Genomic DNA, 18,342 nt, shown 5'->3' on the forward strand with positions numbered 1-18,342 from the left:
CCCCGGGCTTGCCATCCCCGAACTCATTGTCCGGGTAAGTCAGGTACTCAGTGATGAGGTCCATGAGAACAGTCAATACCCGACCACCGACATTCGAAGCGGCCTCGGATTCGTCCGGAGCCTGACGGTTCACTAGCCCTCTCCCAGACTTGCGGTTTACGCTGGCCGTTGTGTCCAGACAACCCCCCGGCGATGACGACCTCGCACGCAACGATGGTCTGCCACGCGATATCGAGATCGGCATCAGCCCGAGGCAGCCGATCCGGCGCTTCCTGCGCCGCTCCCGGGAATGGGTCGAACGCTACCCTCGGCTGCGCTGGGCATATCGCCTCGGCATCGCGGTGCTCGGCACGCTCATCGTCATCGTCGGCCTGATCCTGGTGCCTCTGCCCGGACCCGGCTGGCTGATCGTCTTCCTCGGGCTCGCAACGCTCGGCACCGAGTTTCCCGCGGCGGCCCGTTTCGGCGCCTACGTGAGGCGGATCCTCACCCGGCTCTGGCAGCGGTGGCGCGACCGGGGGACCCGAAGCGCGACCCAGACGCGCGGGGAGTGACACCGCGCAGGAGTGACACCGCGGAATAGTGCGCGGGCGCGCGCGGTTCAGTAGATGGATGCATATGCATGCACCGCAACCTCGGAAGGGCGCCTGCCGCATGACACACGAGCTTGAACTGGGTCTGGACACCTTCGGTGACGTCACCTGGGATGCCGACGGACGGCCGCTGCCCCAGTGGCAGGTGCTGCGCAACGTCGTCGCCGAGGCCGTGCTGGCCGACCAGGTCGGACTGGACTTCTTCGGGATCGGGGAGCACCACCGGGAGGACTTCTCCGTCTCGGCCCCGGAGGTCGTGCTCGCCGCGATCGCGGGACAGACCGAACGCATCCGCCTCGGCTCCGCTGTGACCGTGCTCAGCTCCGACGATCCCGTGCGGGTCTTCCAGCGGTTCGCCACCCTCGACGCGGTCTCGAACGGCCGCGCGGAGGTCATCCTCGGGCGTGGGTCGTTCACCGAGTCGTTCCCGCTCTTCGGCTACGAACTCGACCAGTACGAACTGCTGTTCGAGGAAAAGCTCAACCTCTTCACCGAGCTCCTCACCGAGAAACCGGTGACCTGGCAGGGCGAGACCCGGGCCGGTCTCGACCGGCAGCGGGTCTTCCCGCCGACCGAGTCGGGGGCGCTCCGCACCTGGATCGGCGTGGGCGGAAGCCCGCAGTCGGTCATCCGTGCCGCTCACTACGGCCTGCCCCTGATGCTGGCCATCATCGGCGGCGAGCCCCTGTCTTTCGCGCCTCTCGTGGACCTCTACCACCGGGCGCTGGCCAAATTCGACCGAACGACGTTGCCGATCGGCCAGCACTCGCCGGGCTACATCGCCGCGACGGATGAGCAGGCCCGAGACGAGATGTGGCCGCACTTCGCCGCCATGCAGGAGCGCATCGGCCGCGAACGCGGCTGGGGGCCCATGTCCCGCGACCGGTTCGAGCATGACGCCGGCTCCGACGGCGCACTCTTCGTCGGCTCTCCGCAGACCGTCGCCACCAAGATCGCGAAGGTCGCGGAGGGCCTCGGGCTGTCCCGGTTCGACCTCAAGTACAGCCTGGGCACCCTGCCGCACGAGAAGCTGATGACCAGCATCGAGCTCTACGGCAGCGAGGTCGCGCCCCTGGTACGCGCTCGCCTGGCAGCGAACGCGCCCACCCCCGACTGAGTCGCGGAGAAAGTACCTTCGTCGTGGAATTGAAGGTACTTTTTCCGCAACTCAACCCGAATCACAGGCCCGGCGGGAACCCGGCCGGGGAGGATGGCGACCCGAGGCGGTAACGTCGTTGGTGAGCCCGCCGGCGCAGCTGGTCTCTCACCCGACCACCCGATCTCCGATCCCTGGAGGAGTCCCTTGGAAACCTGGCCCGGAAGCGCCTACCCCCTCGGCGCAACCTACGACGGCAGCGGCACCAACTTCGCGTTGTACAGCGAAGCAGCCGAGCGCGTCGAGTTGTGCCTCTTCGACGACGACGGTGTCGAGACCCGTGTCGAGGTCATCGAGTCAAGTGCGTTCATCTGGCACTGCTACCTGCCGCACACGCAGCCGGGCCAGCGCTACGGCTACCGCGTGCACGGCGAGTACAACCCGGGCGAAGGCAAGCGCTCCAACCCCAACAAGCTCCTGCTCGACCCCTACGCCAAGGCGACCAGCGGCGCGATCGACTGGGATCCCGCGCTCTTCTCCTACAACTTCGGCGACCCGGATTCCCGCAACGACCAGGACTCCGCCCCGCACATGATGATGGGCGTCGTGGTCAACCCCTACTTCGACTGGCAGGGCGAACAGCCCCTGCACACCCCCTACAGCGAGACCCTCATCTACGAGGCCCACGTAAAGGGCCTCACCCAGCTGCAGGATGCCGTGCCGGAGGACCAGCGCGGAACCTACGCCGGCGTCGCGCATCCGTCGGTCATCGACCACCTGCAGAAGCTCGGCGTCACGGCGATCGAGCTGATGCCGGTGCACCAGTTCGTCAACGACGGCACCCTCGTCGAACAGGGCCTGAACAACTACTGGGGCTACAACACGATCGGCTTCCTCTCGCCGCACAACGCCTACTCGGCCAGCGGCGACCGAGGCCAGCAGGTGCAGGAGTTCAAGGGAATGGTGCGTGCGCTGCACGCGGCCGGTATCGAGGTCATCCTCGACGTCGTCTACAACCACACCGCGGAGGGCAACCACCTCGGCCCGACGATCTCGTTCAAGGGCATCGACAACGAGGCGTATTACCGCCTGATGGACGGTGACTTGCGCCACTACATGGACTACACGGGCACCGGCAACACGCTGAACGTGCGGCACCCGCACTCGCTGCAGCTGATGATGGATTCGCTGCGCTACTGGGCGATCGAGATGCACGTCGACGGATTCCGGTTCGACCTGGCCTCCGCCCTGGCCCGGGACCTGTACGACGTCGACAAGCTCTCCACCTTCTTTGAAATGGTGCAGCAGGACCCGATCGTCTCCCAGGTGAAGCTCATCGCGGAGCCGTGGGACGTCGGCCCCGGCGGCTACCAGGTGGGCAACTTCCCGGCCCAGTGGACCGAGTGGAACGGCAAGTACCGCGACACCGTGCGCGACTTCTGGCGCGGCGAGCCGTCGACGCTGGGGGAGTTCGCCTCCCGGATCACCGGATCGGCCGATCTCTACGAGCACTCCGGCCGGCGCCCGGTGGCCTCGATCAACTTCGTCACCGCCCACGACGGGTTCACGATGAACGACCTCGTGTCGTACAACGAGAAGCACAACGACGCCAACGGCGAGAACAACCAGGACGGCGAATCGCACAACCGCTCCTGGAACTCCGGTGTCGAGGGGCCGACGGATGACCCGGAGATCCGCGCCCTGCGCGCCCGCCAGCACCGTAACTTCCTCGCGACGATGCTGCTGTCGCAGGGCGTGCCGATGATCCTGCACGGCGACGAGCTGGGTCGCACCCAGCAGGGCAACAACAACACCTACGCGCAGGACAACGAGCTGAGCTGGATCCACTGGGACGAGGCGGACCAGCCGCTGGTAGAGTTCACCGCGGCCGTGTCGAGGCTGCGGAAGGAGCATCCGACGTTCCGGCGCAGCCGGTTCTTCGACGGCCACCCCGGGAAACGGGTCGACGGAGCCCCACTGGCCGACATCGTCTGGTTGAACAGCGACGGCGCGGAGATGCAGCAGCAGGACTGGGACGAGAACCGTGCCCGCACGGTCGGGATGTTCCTCAATGGCGACGGCATCCGGGAACGCGACGTGCGCGGCGAGCCGGTGATCGACGTGAACTTCCTGCTGCTCTTCAACGCGGATCCGGAAGACGTGCACTTCACCCTGCCCAGCGCGGAGTACGCCAGGGCCTGGGAGATCGTGGTCGACACGGCGGGCGCCGGAGCCGACTCCTTGCCCCGGCCGGCCGGGGAGACCCTGACGCTGCCGTCACGATCGCTGCACGTGCTGCGCGCGTACCAGCCGCCGGAAGTCGCTCCGGACCACTCGGTCGCCGCCTCCCTGGCGGCGCAGTCGGCGTCGCCGTCGCTGCCGTCGTTCAGCGCGGGGGCGGCGTTCACGCCGCCCGGCGAACCGTCGCCAGAGGCGGCCCCGCAGGCCAGGAAACCCGCGTCGGGGAGGCGCAAGGCCGCCACGCCCAGGGAATCGGAGTGAAGGCTCCGGTCACCACCTACCGGCTCCAGGTCACGGCCGGCTTCGACCTCGATGCGGCCACCGGCGTGCTCGACTACCTCGGCGACCTCGGCGCCGACTGGCTCTACCTGTCACCGCTGCTCAAAGCGGAGGACGGCTCCGACCACGGCTACGACGTCGTCGACCACTCCCAGGTCGATCCGGCACGCGGCGGCGCCGCAGCACTCGCCCGGCTCGCCGCGGCCGGGGCGGCGGCCGGGCACGGCATCCTCGTCGACATCGTCCCGAACCACATGGGCGTGCAGACACCCGCGCTGAACGCCTGGTGGTGGGACCTGCTGCAGCACGGCCAGGCCTCGCGCTACGCCGAGGCCTTCGACGTCGACTGGTCCTTCGGGGCCGGCAGGATCCGGCTGCCCGTGCTCGGCGACGACGAGGACGTCAGCCGACTGACGGTCGTCGACGGTGAACTGCGCTACTACGACCACCGGTTCCCGCTGGCTCCCGGCACGGCCGATGACGGGGCGGATGCCCAGGCCGTGCACGCCCGGCAGCACTACGAGCTCGTGGGCTGGCGCCGGGCCGACGCCGAACTCAACTACCGGCGCTTCTTCGGGGTGAACAGCCTCGCCGGCATCCGGGTCGAGGTGCCCTGGGTGTTCGCGGAATCGCACGCGGAGATCATCCGCTGGCTCCGGGAAGGCCTCGTGCACGGCCTCCGGGTCGACCACCCCGACGGCCTCGCCGATCCGGGCGGGTACCTCGACCAGCTCGCCGAAGCCACAGACGGCGCCTACGTGCTGGTCGAGAAGATCCTCGAGGGGCGCGAACAACTTCCGACGAGTTGGCCGACCGCCGGAACCACGGGCTACGACGCCCTCGCCGACTTCGACCGCGTGCTCGTCGACCCGGCCGGCCAGGCACCGCTCGACGCCCTGGAGACACGCCTCCGGCAGCACGCCGGCCGGCCGGAACTGTCCTGGCCGGAGCTGGTCTACCGGCGCAAGCGCGCCATCGCCGACGGGATCCTCCGCTCGGAGGTGCTGCGCCTGGCCCGGCTCCTGCCCGCCGAGGCCGGCACCGACGACGCGATCGCCGAGCTGCTGGCCTGGTTCCCGGTGTACCGGTCGTACCTCCCGGTCGGCGCCGCCGACCTTCGGACGGCCGCCCGGCTCGCGGGCGTTCGCCGTCCCGGGCTGGCCCCGCTGATCGACCGGCTGCTGCCCCTGCTGGCCGACCCGGCGCATCCGGCCGCCGTGCGGTTCCAGCAGACCTCCGGCATGGTGATGGCCAAGGGCGTCGAGGACACCGCGTACTACCGCTACAGCCGCCTGACCTCGCTCAACGAGGTGGGCGCCGACCCGGAGGAGTTCGCCGTCGCCGTGCCCACATTCCACGAGCGCCAGCAGGCGCGGCAGGCGGCATTCCCCACCTCGATGACGACCCTGTCGACCCACGACACGAAACGCGGCGAGGACGTGCGCGCCCGCATTTCCGTGCTCGCCGAGGTCCCCGCCGAGTGGGAAGCGACCCTGGCCGAGTTGCGGGCGGCTGCCCCGCTCGGCGACGCGCCGTTCGAGAACCTGCTCTGGCAGGCGATCGTCGGTTCGTGGCCGGCCTCGAAGGACAGGCTCGCCGCCTACGCGCTCAAGGCGGCCAGGGAGGCCAGGACCTCGACCACCTGGACCGAACCGAACGCCGAATTCGAGGCCGCCATGCAGGCCCTCGTCACCGCCGCCGTCGACGACCCGGCGGTTCGCGGGCTGGTTCAGGAGTTCGTCGACCGCGTGCGACAGGCAGGCTGGAGCAACTCGCTCGCGGCCAAGCTGCTGCAGCTGACCGCGCCGGGCGTTCCCGACGTCTACCAGGGCAGCGAACTGTGGGAGACGTCGCTCGTCGACCCCGACAACCGCCGACCGGTCGACTACGGGCTGCGGCGCGAGCTGCTCGCCCGGATCGACGGCGGCTGGCTGCCGCCGGTCGACGAATCCGGCGCCGCCAAGCTGCTGGTCACGGCACGGGCCCTGCGCCTCCGGCGAGACGAGGCCGAGCGCTTCGTGCGTTACGCCCCCGTCGACGTGCTCGGCGCAGCTGCAGATCACGTGGTCGCGTTCGACCGCGGCGGGGCGATCACCGTGGCGACCCGCCTGCCGATCGGCCTGGCGGCATCCGGCGGCTGGCGCGACACGGCCGTCGTGCTCGCGGGCCGTCGGGTCGTCGACGTGCTCACGGGCGAACGGTTCGACGGCGGGCTGCTGCGCGTCGCCGACCTGCTCGGCCGCTACCCGGTGGCGCTGCTCGTGCCCGCGCCGCACCATGACGAGGGGAATTCCACTCATGATCGCTAAGCCGCAGAACGTGACCTTCGAGGTCTGGGCGCCCGCCGCCACAACCGTCGACCTCGCCTTCCCCCTCCCCATCCCCTTCCCCGACCCCATCCCCGACCCCATCCCCGATTCCCGCGAAACCGCGGTTGTGCGCGCTAAAACGCCCCCAGAACGCGCACAACTGCAGTTTCGCGGGATGGAACGGGGGGAAGGGGGATGGTGGCGAGGGACGGTTGAGGGCGGCGACGGGACAGACGGGACAGACGGGACAGACGGGACAGACGGGACAGACGGGGCGGGCGTCGGGATGGACTACGGGTTCCGGGTGGACGGGGAGGGGCCGTATCCGGACCCGCGTTCCCGACGGCAGCCGCACGGCGTGCATGAGCTGTCCCGCACCTTCGACGCCGGGACCCATTCCTGGCAGGACGCGGCCTGGACCGGCCGCCAACTGGCCGGCAGCACGATCTACGAACTGCACCTCGGCACGTTCACTCCCGAGGGGACGCTGGATGCCGCGGCCGCCCGGCTCGACCACCTGAAGTCGATCGGCGTCGACTTCGTCGAGCTGCTCCCCGTCAACGCCTTCAACGGCACGCACAACTGGGGCTACGACGGTGTGCTCTGGTACGCCGTGCACGAAGGCTACGGCGGGCCCGCGGCCTACCAGCGCTTCGTCGACGCCTGCCACGCCGCCGGCATCGGCGTCATCCAGGACGTCGTCTACAACCACCTCGGGCCGAGCGGCAACTACCTGCCCGTCTTCGGGCCGTATCTCGGCGAGGCCGGCGGCACCACCTGGGGATCGTCGGTCAACCTCGACGGACCCGACTCCGACCCGGTGCGCGCCTACATCATCGAAAATGCACTCATGTGGATGCGCGACTACCACGTCGACGGCCTCCGGCTCGATGCCGTGCACGCCCTCCACGACGAACGCGCGACCCACCTGCTCGAGGAGCTGGCCGCCGAGGTCGCCGCCCTCAGCGCCTCGGCGGGGCGTCCGCTCACCCTGATCGCGGAATCCGACCTCAACGACCCACAGCTGATCACGCCGCGGGAGGCGGGCGGCTACGGCCTCGACGCCCAGTGGAGCGACGATTTCCACCACGCCGTGCACGTCGCGCTCACCGGCGAGACGGTCGGCTACTACGCCGATTTCGAACCGCTCGGGGCCCTGGCGAAGGTACTCACTCGCGGCTTCTTCCACGACGGCACGTACTCCAGCTTCCGCGGCCGCGTGCACGGCCGCCGCATCGACACCGAGCGGATGCCCGCCTGGCGTCTCGTCGTCGGCTCGCAGAACCACGACCAGATCGGCAACCGCGCAACCGGAGACCGGCTGACCGCCCGGCTCGACGCCGGCCAGCTGGCGATCGCCGCGGCGCTGACCCTGCTCGGACCGTTCACCCCGATGCTGTTCATGGGCGAGGAATGGGGGGCCCGGACGCCCTGGCAGTTCTTCACCTCGCACCCCGAACCCGAGCTGGGCGAGGCCACCGCGAAGGGCCGCATCGGTGAGTTCGCCCGGATGGGCTGGGACCCGAACGTCGTGCCCGACCCGCAGGATCCCGCCACCTTCGAACGCTCCAGACTCGACTGGGACGAGCTCGCCGAGCCGGGCCACCAGCGCGTGCTGGCGTTCTACCGGGCCCTCGGTGCGCTTCGGCGCGGGCATCCGGACTTCACCGACCCCAGGTTCGACCGGGTACAGGTACGGTTCGACGAGGCCGAGCACTGGCTGCGCCTCCGCCGCGGCGAGACCGAGGTTCTGATCAACTTCGGCGTGGAACCGCGCGCCGTGCCCTCGGGGGCCGGCGCGGTGCTGTTGTCCTTCGCTGCGTCCGGGGATGCCGTGCGCGGCCGCGAGCCGGGCTCCCTGTTGCTCGCGCCGCACGCCGTCGTCGTGCTCGATGCCGCGCGCTAGCGTAGGACCACCATGGGCATCTTTCTCGCACCGACAACGAGCGCCGCGCTCGTACGCCTCGCCGAACTCGACGGCGACACCGGTTCCGCGCCGCTCGAGCGGCTGCGCGCCATCCGCGCGCTGCTCGTCGCCCTCGACACCGACCCTGCCAGCCTGGCCGGCGTGCGCGCGGCCCGCGAGCAGGGCGCAAGCTGGGAGCAGGTCGCCGATGCCGCCGGGTTGAAGCCCGCCGCCGCCAAGTGGCGCTGGCAGGGCAGCGACGAGGAAATCGCGGCCAGGCAGGATGCCGGACGGAAGCGCGCGGCGCGCCCGAGCAGCGTGCCGACAGACCTCCCCGGGCTCTCCGTCGCCGAGGCGGCGGCGCAACTCGGGATCACCCCGCAGGCGGTGTACCTTCAGGTGAGCCGCGGCAGGCTCGCCAGCCGAACGGTCGAATTACCCGACGGGCGAAGCTATAAACGCGTGTTCCCCGGCGAGCCGCCCCAGGCAACGCCGCACAACCATCAGGACGACGGAGTGAGACATGACTAACCTGCCCCCAGCCACGCCAACCCGAACGCTGCCGATCGCCGAGACCGAAGTGCTGTCGCACGCCGTGGCGGAGGGCCGGCGCTCGGACGACCCGACGGCCACGACCGCGGAGCCCGCGCCGTCCCGTCCCGTCCCCGCCCCTTCTGCCACCGCCCGCCCGGCGGTTCCGCAGCGCACGACGCTCGTCATCCTCGCGGCCATGGGCGCGCTGGCGATCGCGTTCATCGTGCTGATGGTCGTGGGCGTCACGAACGAGTCCATCAACGCGCTGGCCGTGTTCGCCACCCCGATCGCGTCGATGGTCGCCGCGTACTACGGCGTCACACTCAGCATCCAGCAGGTGAAGAACGAACGGGCCGAGAAGGAACGGGCCCTGGAGCGGGCGGATGCCGCCGTCACGGCGAGCCGGGAAACCGAGGTCTGGGCCGCGCAGATGGAGTCCGGTCTCCGCGTCGCAATGGCCAAGCTCAACGCGGCGCGGGTCAACACCGACGAGGTCACGAAGGCCGCCGGCACTCCCGACGACTTCTTCTAGCCGGCCGCCACGGGCGAGCCGACGCGGTTTGACCGCCCGGCCATTCCTGTGACATTCTTTACGGAACGAACGGTCAGTTAGTAATTCGTAGGTCGAAGGTGATGGAGCCATGTCCGAAGCATTCCTCGTCGATGGTGTCCGCACTCCCATCGGCCGATACGGCGGAGCGCTTGCGGGGGTGCGGCCGGACGATCTCGCGGCGCTCGTGCTCGCATCCGTCGTCTCCCGCTCCGGCATCGATCCGGCCCTGATCGACGAGGTCATCCTCGGCGGGGCCAACCAGGCCGGCGAAGACAACCGCAACGTCGCCCGGATGGCGATCCTGCTGGCCGGACTGCCCGACAGCGTGCCCGGCATCACGGTCAACCGGCTCTGCGCCTCGGGCCTGTCCGCGGTGCACATGGCCGCCAACATGATCAAGGCCGGGGAAGCCGACCTGGTGATCGCCGGCGGCGTCGAGTCGATGACGCGCGCGCCCTGGGTGCTGGCCAAGCCGGAGAAGGCCTTCGCCAAGCCCGGCGAGATCGTCGACACCTCGATCGGCTGGCGCTTCACCAATCCGCGCCTCACCGCCAGGGACAAGGCCACCTTCTCCATGTCGGAGACCGCCGAAGAGGTCGCCACCCGCGACGGGATCACACGCGAGGATGCCGACGCCTTCGCCCTGCGCTCCCACCGGCTGGCCGTGGCCGCCCGCACCGAAGGCACCTTCGCGCCGGAAATCGTGGGCGTGCCGACCAAGGCCGGCCTCGTCCTGGACGACGAAGGCCCCCGGCCCGAGACCACCCTGGAGAAGCTGGCCGGGCTCCGCTCGGTCGTGCGCCCCGGCGGCGTCGTCACCGCGGGCAACGCCAGCTCCCTCAATGACGGCGCCTCCGCCATCATCGTCGCCAGCGAGTCGGCCATCGCCCGGCTCGGGCTCACCCCCCGCGCCCGCGTCGTGGGCGGAGCGAGCGCCGGCCTGGCACCGGAGATCATGGGCCTCGGCCCGGTCCCGGCCACCGAGAAGCTGCTCGGCCGCCAGGGGCTGACCATCGGCGACATCGACGCCGTCGAACTCAACGAGGCCTTCGCCACCCAGTCCCTGGCCACGATCCGCCGGCTCGGCCTCGACCCGGAGATCGTCAACCGGCACGGCGGGGCCATCGCGCTCGGGCATCCGCTCGGCTCGTCCGGCAGCCGCATCCTGATCACGCTTCTCGGCCGGATGGAGCGCGAAGGCGCCCGGCGCGGGATCGCCACCATGTGCGTCGGTGTCGGCCAGGGTGCGTCCCTGCTCGTGGAGCTCGTCTAGATGGCCGGGGATGCCGTGCCCGCGGATGCCGTGCCCGCGGATGCCGTGCCCGGGGAGTTCTCCACCCTGCTCGTCGACCGGGGCCCGGACCGGCTGCACGTGCGACTAAATCGCCCGGAGGTCCGCAACGCGATCGACCAGGCCATGATCGACGAGCTGCACCTGGTCTGCGCCGAACTCGAACGCGAGCCGCGCATCCTGATCATCTCCGGCGCGGGCGGAATCTTCGCCTCCGGAGCCGACATCGCCCAGCTCCGCGAACGACGCGCGGCCGACGCGCTGCAGGGCATCAACTCCGGCCTGTTCGGGCGGATCGCCCGCCTACCGATGCCGGTGATCGCGGCCCTCGACGGCTGGGCGCTCGGCGGCGGCGCGGAACTCGCCTACGCCGCAGACTTCCGGATCGCCTCCACCACGGTGCGCCTGGGCAACCCCGAGACCGCACTGGGCATCATCCCCGCCGCCGGGGCGCTCTGGCGCCTCGCGGAGCTCGTCGGGGAGCCCGTCGCTAAGGAGATCATCCTGGCCGGCCGGATCCTGAACGCGGACGAGGCGCTGGCCGTGCACCTCGTCACCGAGGTGCACGAGCCGGGCGCCCTCCTCGCCGCCGCGCACGCCCTCGCGGACCGCATCGCCAAGCAGGACCCCCTCGCCACGCGCATCGCCAAGCAGGTCTTCCACGCCCCGGCCGACGCGCATCCGCAGGCCGACAACGAGGCGCAGGCCGTGCTCTTCGAATCAGAGGCGAAATTCGCCCGCATGACCGCGTTCCTGGAAAGGAAGAAGCGATGACGACAGCCCAGGAGGCCCTCGGCCTGCCGAACACGGCCGGTGTGCCCGATTCTGTCGGCGTGCCGGCGTCTGTCGGCGTGCCCGCGTTGGTCGGAGTGCTTGGCGGCGGCCGGATGGGCGCGGGCATCGCCCACGCCTTCCTGCTCGCCGGGGCGCGGGTGACCGTCGTGGAGCAGGGTGACGACGCGGCCCGGGCCGCCCGCGACCGGGTCATGTCGGCCGTCGACAAGTCGCTCAGCCGCGGCACAGTGTCCGCCACCCGCGCCGACCTCGACAACCGGCTCACCGTTTCCACGGATGCCGCGGCCTTCGCCGGCTCCGGGCTCGTCGTCGAGGCCGTGCCCGAGATCCCCGCGCTCAAGACCCAGGCGCTCCGCACGGTCGAGGCGCACCTGGCCCCCACCGCCTGGCTGGCCTCGAACACCTCGTCGCTCTCCATCACGGAACTCGCCGAAGCCCTCGACCGCCCCGAACGCTTCATCGGACTGCACTTCTTCAACCCGGTGCCGGTGTCGACCCTGATCGAGGTCGTCACGGGGGAGGGCACCAGCCCGGAACTCGCCGACCTCGCCCGCGGCTGGGTGAGCGCCCTCGGCAAGACCCCGATCATGGTGCGCGACGCCCCCGGCTTCGCCAGCTCCCGCCTCGGCGTCGCGATCGCCCTCGAGGCCATCCGCATGGTCGAGGAGGGCGTCGCCAGCCCCGAGGACATCGATGCGGCCATGGTGCTCGGCTACAAGCATCCGGTCGGCCCGCTGAAGACCACCGACATCGTCGGCCTCGACGTGCGGCTCGGCATCGCCGAACACCTGCAAAAGACCCTCGGCGACCGGTTCGCCCCACCACAACTGCTGCGCGACATGGTCGCGCAGGGAAACCTCGGACGCAAGAGCGGCCGCGGCTTCTTCGACTGGAAGGACGCATCATGACACTCCTCGAACCCACCACCGTGGCCCCCAGCACCGTCGTGCCGAGCTATGTGAAGGATGCCTGGTGGTCGCCCGCCGAGGGCGCGAAGACCCAGTCCGTACTCGACGCGAGCACCGGGGCCGAGGTCGCGAAGGTCAGCGCCGACGGGCTCGACCTCGGCGCCGTGGTCGAACACGGCCGCACGGTCGGCCAGGCCTCGCTCGGAAAGCTCACCTTCCACCAGCGCGCCCTGCTGCTCAAGCAGCTCGCGCAGTACCTCGGCGGGGTCAAGGAGGAGCTCTACGAGCTCTCCGCGAGCACCGGCGCGACCAAGCGCGACTCGATGGTCGACATCGACGGCGGCATCGGCGTGCTCTTCACGCTCTCCTCGAAGGGGCGTCGCGAGATGCCCAACAGCCAGGTCTACGTCGACGGCGACGTCGAGGCGCTCTCCCGCGACGGGTCGTTCAGCGGCCAGCACATCTACACCCGCATCCCGGGCGTCGCCTGCCAGATCAACGCGTTCAACTTCCCGGTCTGGGGCATGCTTGAGAAGTTCGCGCCGGCCTTCATCGCCGGCGTGCCCTCGATCGTCAAGCCCGCAACACCCACCGGCTACCTCACCGAGGCGATCGTGCGCCACATGCTCGCCTCCGGCATCCTGCCGGCCGGCTCGCTGCAGTTCGTCTCCGGCAGCGCCCGCGACCTGATCGACCACCTCGACTACCGCGACCTCGTCGGCTTCACCGGTTCGGCCTCCACCGCCCGCGCCCTCAAATCGCACCCGAACATCGTGCACGGCGGAGTGCGGTTCACCAGCGAGACCGACTCCCTCAATGCCGCGATCCTCGGCCCGGATGCCGTCGCCGGCACCCCGGAGTTCGACGCCTATGTCGCATCCGTCGTCACCGAAATGACGTCGAAGGCCGGCCAGAAGTGCACCAGCATCCGCCGCGTCATCGTGCCGGCCGGGATGCGCGACGACATCGTCGCCGCCGTCACCGAGCGCGTCGGCAAGCGGGTCAGCATCGGCGACCCGCGCACCGAGGGCGTCACGATGGGGCCGCTCGCGAGCCTGGACCAGCGCGGAGAGGTGCTCTCCAGCGCCGCCCGCCTGGTCGACGGCGGCGGCCGCATCGTGATGGGCTCGCTGGATGCCCCGGACGGCACCGACCCGGCCGGCGCGTTCGTCGGCCCGCTGCTGCTGGCGTTCGACGACGCCGAGAGCGCCGCCGTGCACGAGATCGAGGCCTTCGGCCCGGTCGCCTCGATCATCGAATACGACAACCTCGACCACGCCGTGGCCCTCGCCGCGCTCGGCGGCGGTTCCCTGGTCGCGACGGTAGCGACCCACGACCCGGAGGTCGCCCGGGCCCTCGTGCTCGGCATCGCCGCCCACCACGGCCGCGTGCTCATGCTCGACCGCGACGACGCGCGCAGCAGCACCGGGCACGGCTCGCCCGTCCCGCACCTCGTGCACGGCGGCCCCGGGCGGGCCGGCGGCAGCGAGGAGCTCGGCGGCATCCGCTCGGTGCTGCACCACATGCAGCGCACGGCCATCCAGGGTTCGCCCGACATGCTCACCGCCATCACCGGCGAGTGGCACACCGGAGCCATGGTGCGCACCGGCATCCACCCGTTCCGCAAGTCCCTCGCCGAGCTCCGCGTCGGCGACCAGGTGGCCAGCGGGCTGCGCACGGTGACTCTGGACGACATCACCGCGTTCGCCGAGTCCACCGGCGACAAGTTCTACGCGCACACCGACGAGGAGGCTGCCGCGGCGAACCCGTTCTTCCCCGGGATCGTCGCGCACGGCTACCTGCTGCTGTCCTGGGCGGCCGGGCTGTTCGTGGATGCCGCGCCCGGCCCGGTGCTGGCGAATTCGGGCCTCGAGCGCCTGCGCTTCGTGACCCCCGTGGCCGCCGGCGACAGCATCCGCGTCACCCTCACGGCCAAGCGGATCACGCCGCGCGAGACTGAGGAGTACGGCGAGGTGCGCTGGGACGCCGTGCTGCACAACCAGAACGACGAGGTCGTCGCCACCTACGACGTGCTCACCCTGGTCGCCAAGGTCTAGCTGTACTGGGCGACTTTCAGGTTGAGTTGCGGAAAAAGTACCTTCAATTTGCCAACGAAGATACCTTCTCCGCAACTCAGCGCGTAGGTGAGGCGGGTCCTAGAGGTCGGCGAGCATCGCCACGGGGTTCTCGATGCAGCCGGCGATGTAGGTGAGGAATCCGGCGGCGGTTCCGCCGTCGCAGACCCGGTGGTCGAAGACCATCGACAATTCGACGACGGTGCGCACAGCGAGCTCGTGGTTGATCACCCACGGGCGTTCGATCATCCGCCCGATGCCGAGGATCGCGGCCTCCGGGTGGTTGATGATCGCCGCGGACCCGTCGACGCCGAGGGAGCCGAAGTTGTTCAGGGTAAACGTTCCGCCGGTGAGGGTGCTGGGCGGGAAGGTTCCGTCGGCCGACGCAGCCACGATGCCGGCGATGGCATCGCGCAGCTGCCGCGTGGTCATCGCCTGCGCCCCGTGCACGACCGGCACCATGAGTCCGCGTGACGTCTGCGCGGCGAGCCCGAGGTTGATCGCCGCGTGCTGCAGGATCTCCTGGCTCGCGGTGTCGACAGAGGAGTTCAGCAGCGGGTACTTCCGCAGCCCCGCGACCACGAACCGGGCAATCAGCGCGGTCACGCTGAAACGTTCCCCGGTGGCCGCGAGCAGGCGGTCCCTGGCGACGAACAGCTCAGTGGCGTCGACGTCCATCCAGATGGTCGCCTCCGGGATTTCCCGGCGGGACGTGGTCAGGCGCTGCGAGACGACCTTGCGCAGCCCGGTGATCGGGATACGGATGTCTTCGAGCACGGCGGCGGGCAGGGCCGGCGTCGCGACCGGCCGGTCGGCAGATCGCGCCGGGGTTTGGGCGGGCGCTGCGGCGGGCGCTGCGGCTGGGGCGGCGACGGCCTGTTCCGACGCCTGCCGGCCGCGGATGTACGACTCCACATCGCCGCGCAGCACCAGGGACTGAGCGCCGCTCCCGCTCAGCTGGCTCGCGTCGAAGCCGTTCTCCCTGGCCAGCCGACGCACGAGGGGCGAGACCACCGGCGACCGGCGGGCAGGGTCGAGCAGCGCGACGGCCGGGCCCTGAACTGCGGGAGCGGCGGAAGCGGCGGCCGGGGAAGCGGCGGCCGGCGCAGGAGCCTCCGTCGGCGCAGCGGGCCGGCCGAATCGTCCACCGGCAGGCCGGCGAACCCCGCGGGTGCTTTCGCCCGGCCCGTAGCCGACGAGCGGGCGCCCGGTTTCCCCGGCCGGGTCCTCCGGGGCAGCAGCCTTGACGGGCGGAACGGTCGCGGGGGCGGGTGCGACGGCGGCGGAGTCATCCGCCACCGTCAGCAGCACCGAGCCGGCGTGGATGACCTCGCCCACCTCGCCGAAGAGCTTCTCGACGACGCCGCCGAACGGCGACGGCAGCTCGACGATCGACTTGGCCGATTCGACCTCGATGACGGGCTGGTCGATGGCGATCGTGTCGCCCACGGCGACCAGCCAGTTGACGACCTCGGCCTCGGTGAGTCCCTCACCGAGGTCGGGCAGCAGGAAATCGCGTCCCATTATGACCACTCCCAGGTTCCGAGTGCGGCCAGGATACGGTCGGGCGTGGGCAGGAAGTACTCCTCGAGCTTGGGCGACGGGTAGGGGATGTCGAACCCGGTGATGCGCAGGATCGGCGCGGACAGGTAGTAGAAGTTGCGTTCGGTGAGGCGGGCCGCGACCTCGGCGCCGTAACCACCGAACTGGGCGGCCTCGTGGATAACGGCGGCGCGGGAGGTCTTGCGCACGGAGGCGCTGACCGTCTCATCGTCGAACGGCGACAGGCTGCGCAGGTCGATGACCTCGATCGAGAGGCCCTCCTCGGTGGCAAGTTCGGCGGTGGCCAACGCGGTCTTGACGGTCGGACCGTAGGCGATGAGCGTGACGTCGGTGCCCTCCCGGACCACAACGGCGGTGCTCATCGGCGCGGTCCGCACCGGCAGCGCGAGCTCAGCCTTCGACCAGTAGCGGCTCTTGGGCTCCATGAAGATCACCGGATCGTCGCTGGCGATGGCTTCGCGCAGCATCGAGTAGGCGTCGGCCGGGTTCGACGGAGTCACCACGGTGAGGCCCGGCGTGGATGCCCAGTAGGCCTCCGAGGAATCGGAGTGGTGCTCGACGCCGCCGATGTCGCCGGCGTAGGGGATGCGGATGACGATCGGCAGCTGGATCTTGCCGCGGGTGCGGTTGCGCATCTTGGCAACGTGGGAGACGATCTGCTCGAACGCCGGGTAGCTGAAGGCGTCGAACTGCATCTCCACCACCGGGCGCAGGCCGTAGATGGCCATCCCGATCGCGGTCCCGATGATCCCGGACTCGGCCAGCGGGGAGTCGCTGACCCTGGTCTCGCCGAACTCGGCGTAGAGCCCGTCGGTGACCCGGAAGACGCCGCCGAGCGGGCCGACATCTTCACCGAACAGCACGACGGACGGGTCGTCCACCATCGCGTCGCGGATGGCCGCATTCAGTGCCGCGGCCATGGTCATCGGGGCGGCCGGGCGCGTGGCCGGTGCGGTCGTGGAGCTCTCGTGCGTCGTGCTGCTGTGCGAGGTCATGCCGTTTCACCCGTCGTCTTGGCGGCCGCAGCCTCGTGCTCGGCGATTTCGTTCGCCAGGAAGTCCCGCTGCTCGGCGAGGGCCGTGCGGGGGGTGGCATAGACGTGTTCGAACAGCTCGAGCGGGTCGATGACGGCTGTCTTCGTCATGCACTCACGCGTCGCAGCCGCGAGTTCTTCGGCCTCCCGGGTGATGTCGGCCCGTTCGCCGTCCGTCAGCACGCCCACGGAGACGAGGTACTTCTCGAGGCGTTCGATCGGATCGCGGCCGCGCCAGACCTCGACATCCGAGGAGTCACGGTACCGGGTCGGGTCATCCGAGTTGGTGTGCGCCTCCATCCGGTAGGTGAGTCCCTCGATCAGGGACGGTCCGCCGCCGTTCCGGGCGGTGTCGACGGCGGCCGAGACGACCGCATACATGGCGGCGACGTCGTTGCCGTCGACGAAGTAGCCGGGCATGCCGTAGCCGATGGCCTTGTCGGCGATCGTGCGGCAGGCCATCTGCTTGTCCAGCGGCACGCTGATCGCGAACTGGTTGTTCTGCACCAGGAACACGACCGGCGCCTGCCAGACGGCCGCGAAGTTGAACGCCTCGTGGGCGTCGCCCTCGCTGGTCGCGCCGTCGCCGAGCAGGGTCAACGCGACCGTGTGGTCTCCCTTGAGCTTCGACGCGGTGGCCAGGCCGACCGCGTGCAGCGCCTGGGTGGCCAGCGGGGTGGCCTGAGGGGCGATTTTGTGCTGGTAATAGTCGTAGCCGCTGTGCCATTCGCCGCGGAACGAGGCGAGGATGTCTTCCGGCGGCACCCCGCGGGTCAGCAGGGCGATGCTGTCCCGGTAGGTCGGGAAGAGCCAGTCGTCGGTTCCGAGCGAGGCGACGGCCGCGATCTCGCAGGCCTCCTGTCCGAGCGCGGAGGGGTAGGTCGCGAGGCGTCCCTGCCTCGTCAGGGCCGTCACCTGCACGTCGAAACGGCGGGCGACGACCATCCGTCGGTACAGGCCCAGCAGGATGTCGGGCGCCGGCAGGGCGAAGCCGCCGGCCTCGGAAGGATCGACCGCACGGCCGGCGTCATCGATCAATCGGAGGGGTGTGGGTGCCGCCTGCGTTAACACGGGCGCACTCTCGACGTTGAGGCTCATGACGTAATCGTGCGGCATGCGCGCCCCGCTGACCGCATCATCGGGACAGTTGTGAACGATTGGCACGG

At 70.2% G+C, this 18,342-nt stretch carries 13 protein-coding genes and 1 pseudogene; 11 read left to right on the plus strand and 3 right to left on the minus strand.

The features are described from left to right. Positions 1-170 precede the first annotated feature (170 nt). From E3T33_RS08935 to paaZ, 11 genes and pseudogenes are all read left to right on the plus strand, one after another. Positions 171-554, plus strand: a complete 384-nt coding sequence (locus E3T33_RS08935) for a TIGR02611 family protein (RefSeq protein WP_092324669.1) — start codon at positions 171-173, stop codon at positions 552-554. Between the two features lie 100 nt (positions 555-654). Further along, positions 655-1,710: an LLM class flavin-dependent oxidoreductase gene (locus E3T33_RS08940; RefSeq protein WP_134575164.1), complete on the plus strand. Its 1,056-nt coding sequence runs from the start codon at positions 655-657 to the stop codon at positions 1,708-1,710. 186 nt (positions 1,711-1,896) lie between these two features. Further along, the gene (glgX, locus tag E3T33_RS08945) at positions 1,897-4,191 is read left to right on the plus strand and encodes a glycogen debranching protein GlgX (RefSeq protein ID WP_134575165.1); all 2,295 of its coding nucleotides are present in this window, start codon (positions 1,897-1,899) and stop codon (positions 4,189-4,191) included. Further along, the gene (gene treY / locus E3T33_RS08950) at positions 4,188-6,518 is read left to right on the plus strand and encodes a malto-oligosyltrehalose synthase (RefSeq protein WP_092324674.1); all 2,331 of its coding nucleotides are present in this window, start codon (positions 4,188-4,190) and stop codon (positions 6,516-6,518) included. The genes glgX and treY overlap by 4 nt, the downstream gene beginning before the upstream one ends. A gap of 283 nt (positions 6,519-6,801) precedes the next feature. Next, a pseudogene (gene treZ / locus E3T33_RS08955) lies at positions 6,802-8,424 on the plus strand (malto-oligosyltrehalose trehalohydrolase); the annotation flags it as partial. Between the two features lie 12 nt (positions 8,425-8,436). After that, positions 8,437-8,955 (plus strand): cobalamin biosynthesis protein, encoded by a 519-nt coding sequence (locus tag E3T33_RS08960; protein WP_092324675.1) that lies wholly within the window; start codon positions 8,437-8,439, stop codon positions 8,953-8,955. Then, positions 8,948-9,490, plus strand: coding sequence for a hypothetical protein (locus tag E3T33_RS08965; RefSeq protein WP_092324677.1), 543 nt, complete (start codon positions 8,948-8,950; stop codon positions 9,488-9,490). Before E3T33_RS08960 ends, E3T33_RS08965 begins: the two co-directional genes overlap by 8 nt. A gap of 109 nt (positions 9,491-9,599) precedes the next feature. Next, positions 9,600-10,784, plus strand: coding sequence for an acetyl-CoA C-acyltransferase (locus E3T33_RS08970; protein ID WP_092324678.1), 1,185 nt, complete (start codon positions 9,600-9,602; stop codon positions 10,782-10,784). Further along, positions 10,785-11,576 carry an enoyl-CoA hydratase/isomerase family protein gene (locus tag E3T33_RS08975; RefSeq protein WP_134575166.1) on the plus strand — a complete coding sequence of 264 codons (792 nt, stop codon included), beginning with the start codon at positions 10,785-10,787 and terminating at the stop codon, positions 11,574-11,576. Next, the gene (locus E3T33_RS08980; RefSeq protein ID WP_092324681.1) at positions 11,573-12,505 is read left to right on the plus strand and encodes a 3-hydroxyacyl-CoA dehydrogenase family protein; all 933 of its coding nucleotides are present in this window, start codon (positions 11,573-11,575) and stop codon (positions 12,503-12,505) included. The genes E3T33_RS08975 and E3T33_RS08980 overlap by 4 nt, the downstream gene beginning before the upstream one ends. Then, positions 12,502-14,562 carry a phenylacetic acid degradation bifunctional protein PaaZ gene (gene paaZ / locus E3T33_RS08985; protein ID WP_134575167.1) on the plus strand — a complete coding sequence of 687 codons (2,061 nt, stop codon included), beginning with the start codon at positions 12,502-12,504 and terminating at the stop codon, positions 14,560-14,562. Before E3T33_RS08980 ends, paaZ begins: the two co-directional genes overlap by 4 nt. Before the next feature lie 99 nt (positions 14,563-14,661). On the opposite strand, the gene E3T33_RS08990 is transcribed toward paaZ, so the two are convergent. The 3 genes from E3T33_RS08990 to pdhA are packed head-to-tail and all read right to left on the minus strand — an operon-like array spanning position 14,662 to position 18,274. Beyond that, positions 14,662-16,104 carry a dihydrolipoamide acetyltransferase family protein gene (locus tag E3T33_RS08990; protein ID WP_134575168.1) on the minus strand — a complete coding sequence of 481 codons (1,443 nt, stop codon included), beginning with the start codon at positions 16,102-16,104 and terminating at the stop codon, positions 14,662-14,664. Beyond that, positions 16,104-17,138: an alpha-ketoacid dehydrogenase subunit beta gene (locus E3T33_RS08995; RefSeq protein ID WP_134575169.1), complete on the minus strand. Its 1,035-nt coding sequence runs from the start codon at positions 17,136-17,138 to the stop codon at positions 16,104-16,106. Before E3T33_RS08995 ends, E3T33_RS08990 begins: the two co-directional genes overlap by 1 nt. Then, positions 17,135-18,274 (minus strand): pyruvate dehydrogenase (acetyl-transferring) E1 component subunit alpha, encoded by a 1,140-nt coding sequence (gene pdhA / locus E3T33_RS09000; RefSeq protein ID WP_134575170.1) that lies wholly within the window; start codon positions 18,272-18,274, stop codon positions 17,135-17,137. The genes E3T33_RS08995 and pdhA overlap by 4 nt, the downstream gene beginning before the upstream one ends. Between the last annotated feature and the right edge of the window lie 68 nt (positions 18,275-18,342).

The sequence above is a fragment of the Cryobacterium sp. TMT1-2-1 genome (assembly GCF_004403955.1).
GTDB lineage: Bacteria > Actinomycetota > Actinomycetes > Actinomycetales > Microbacteriaceae > Cryobacterium > Cryobacterium psychrotolerans.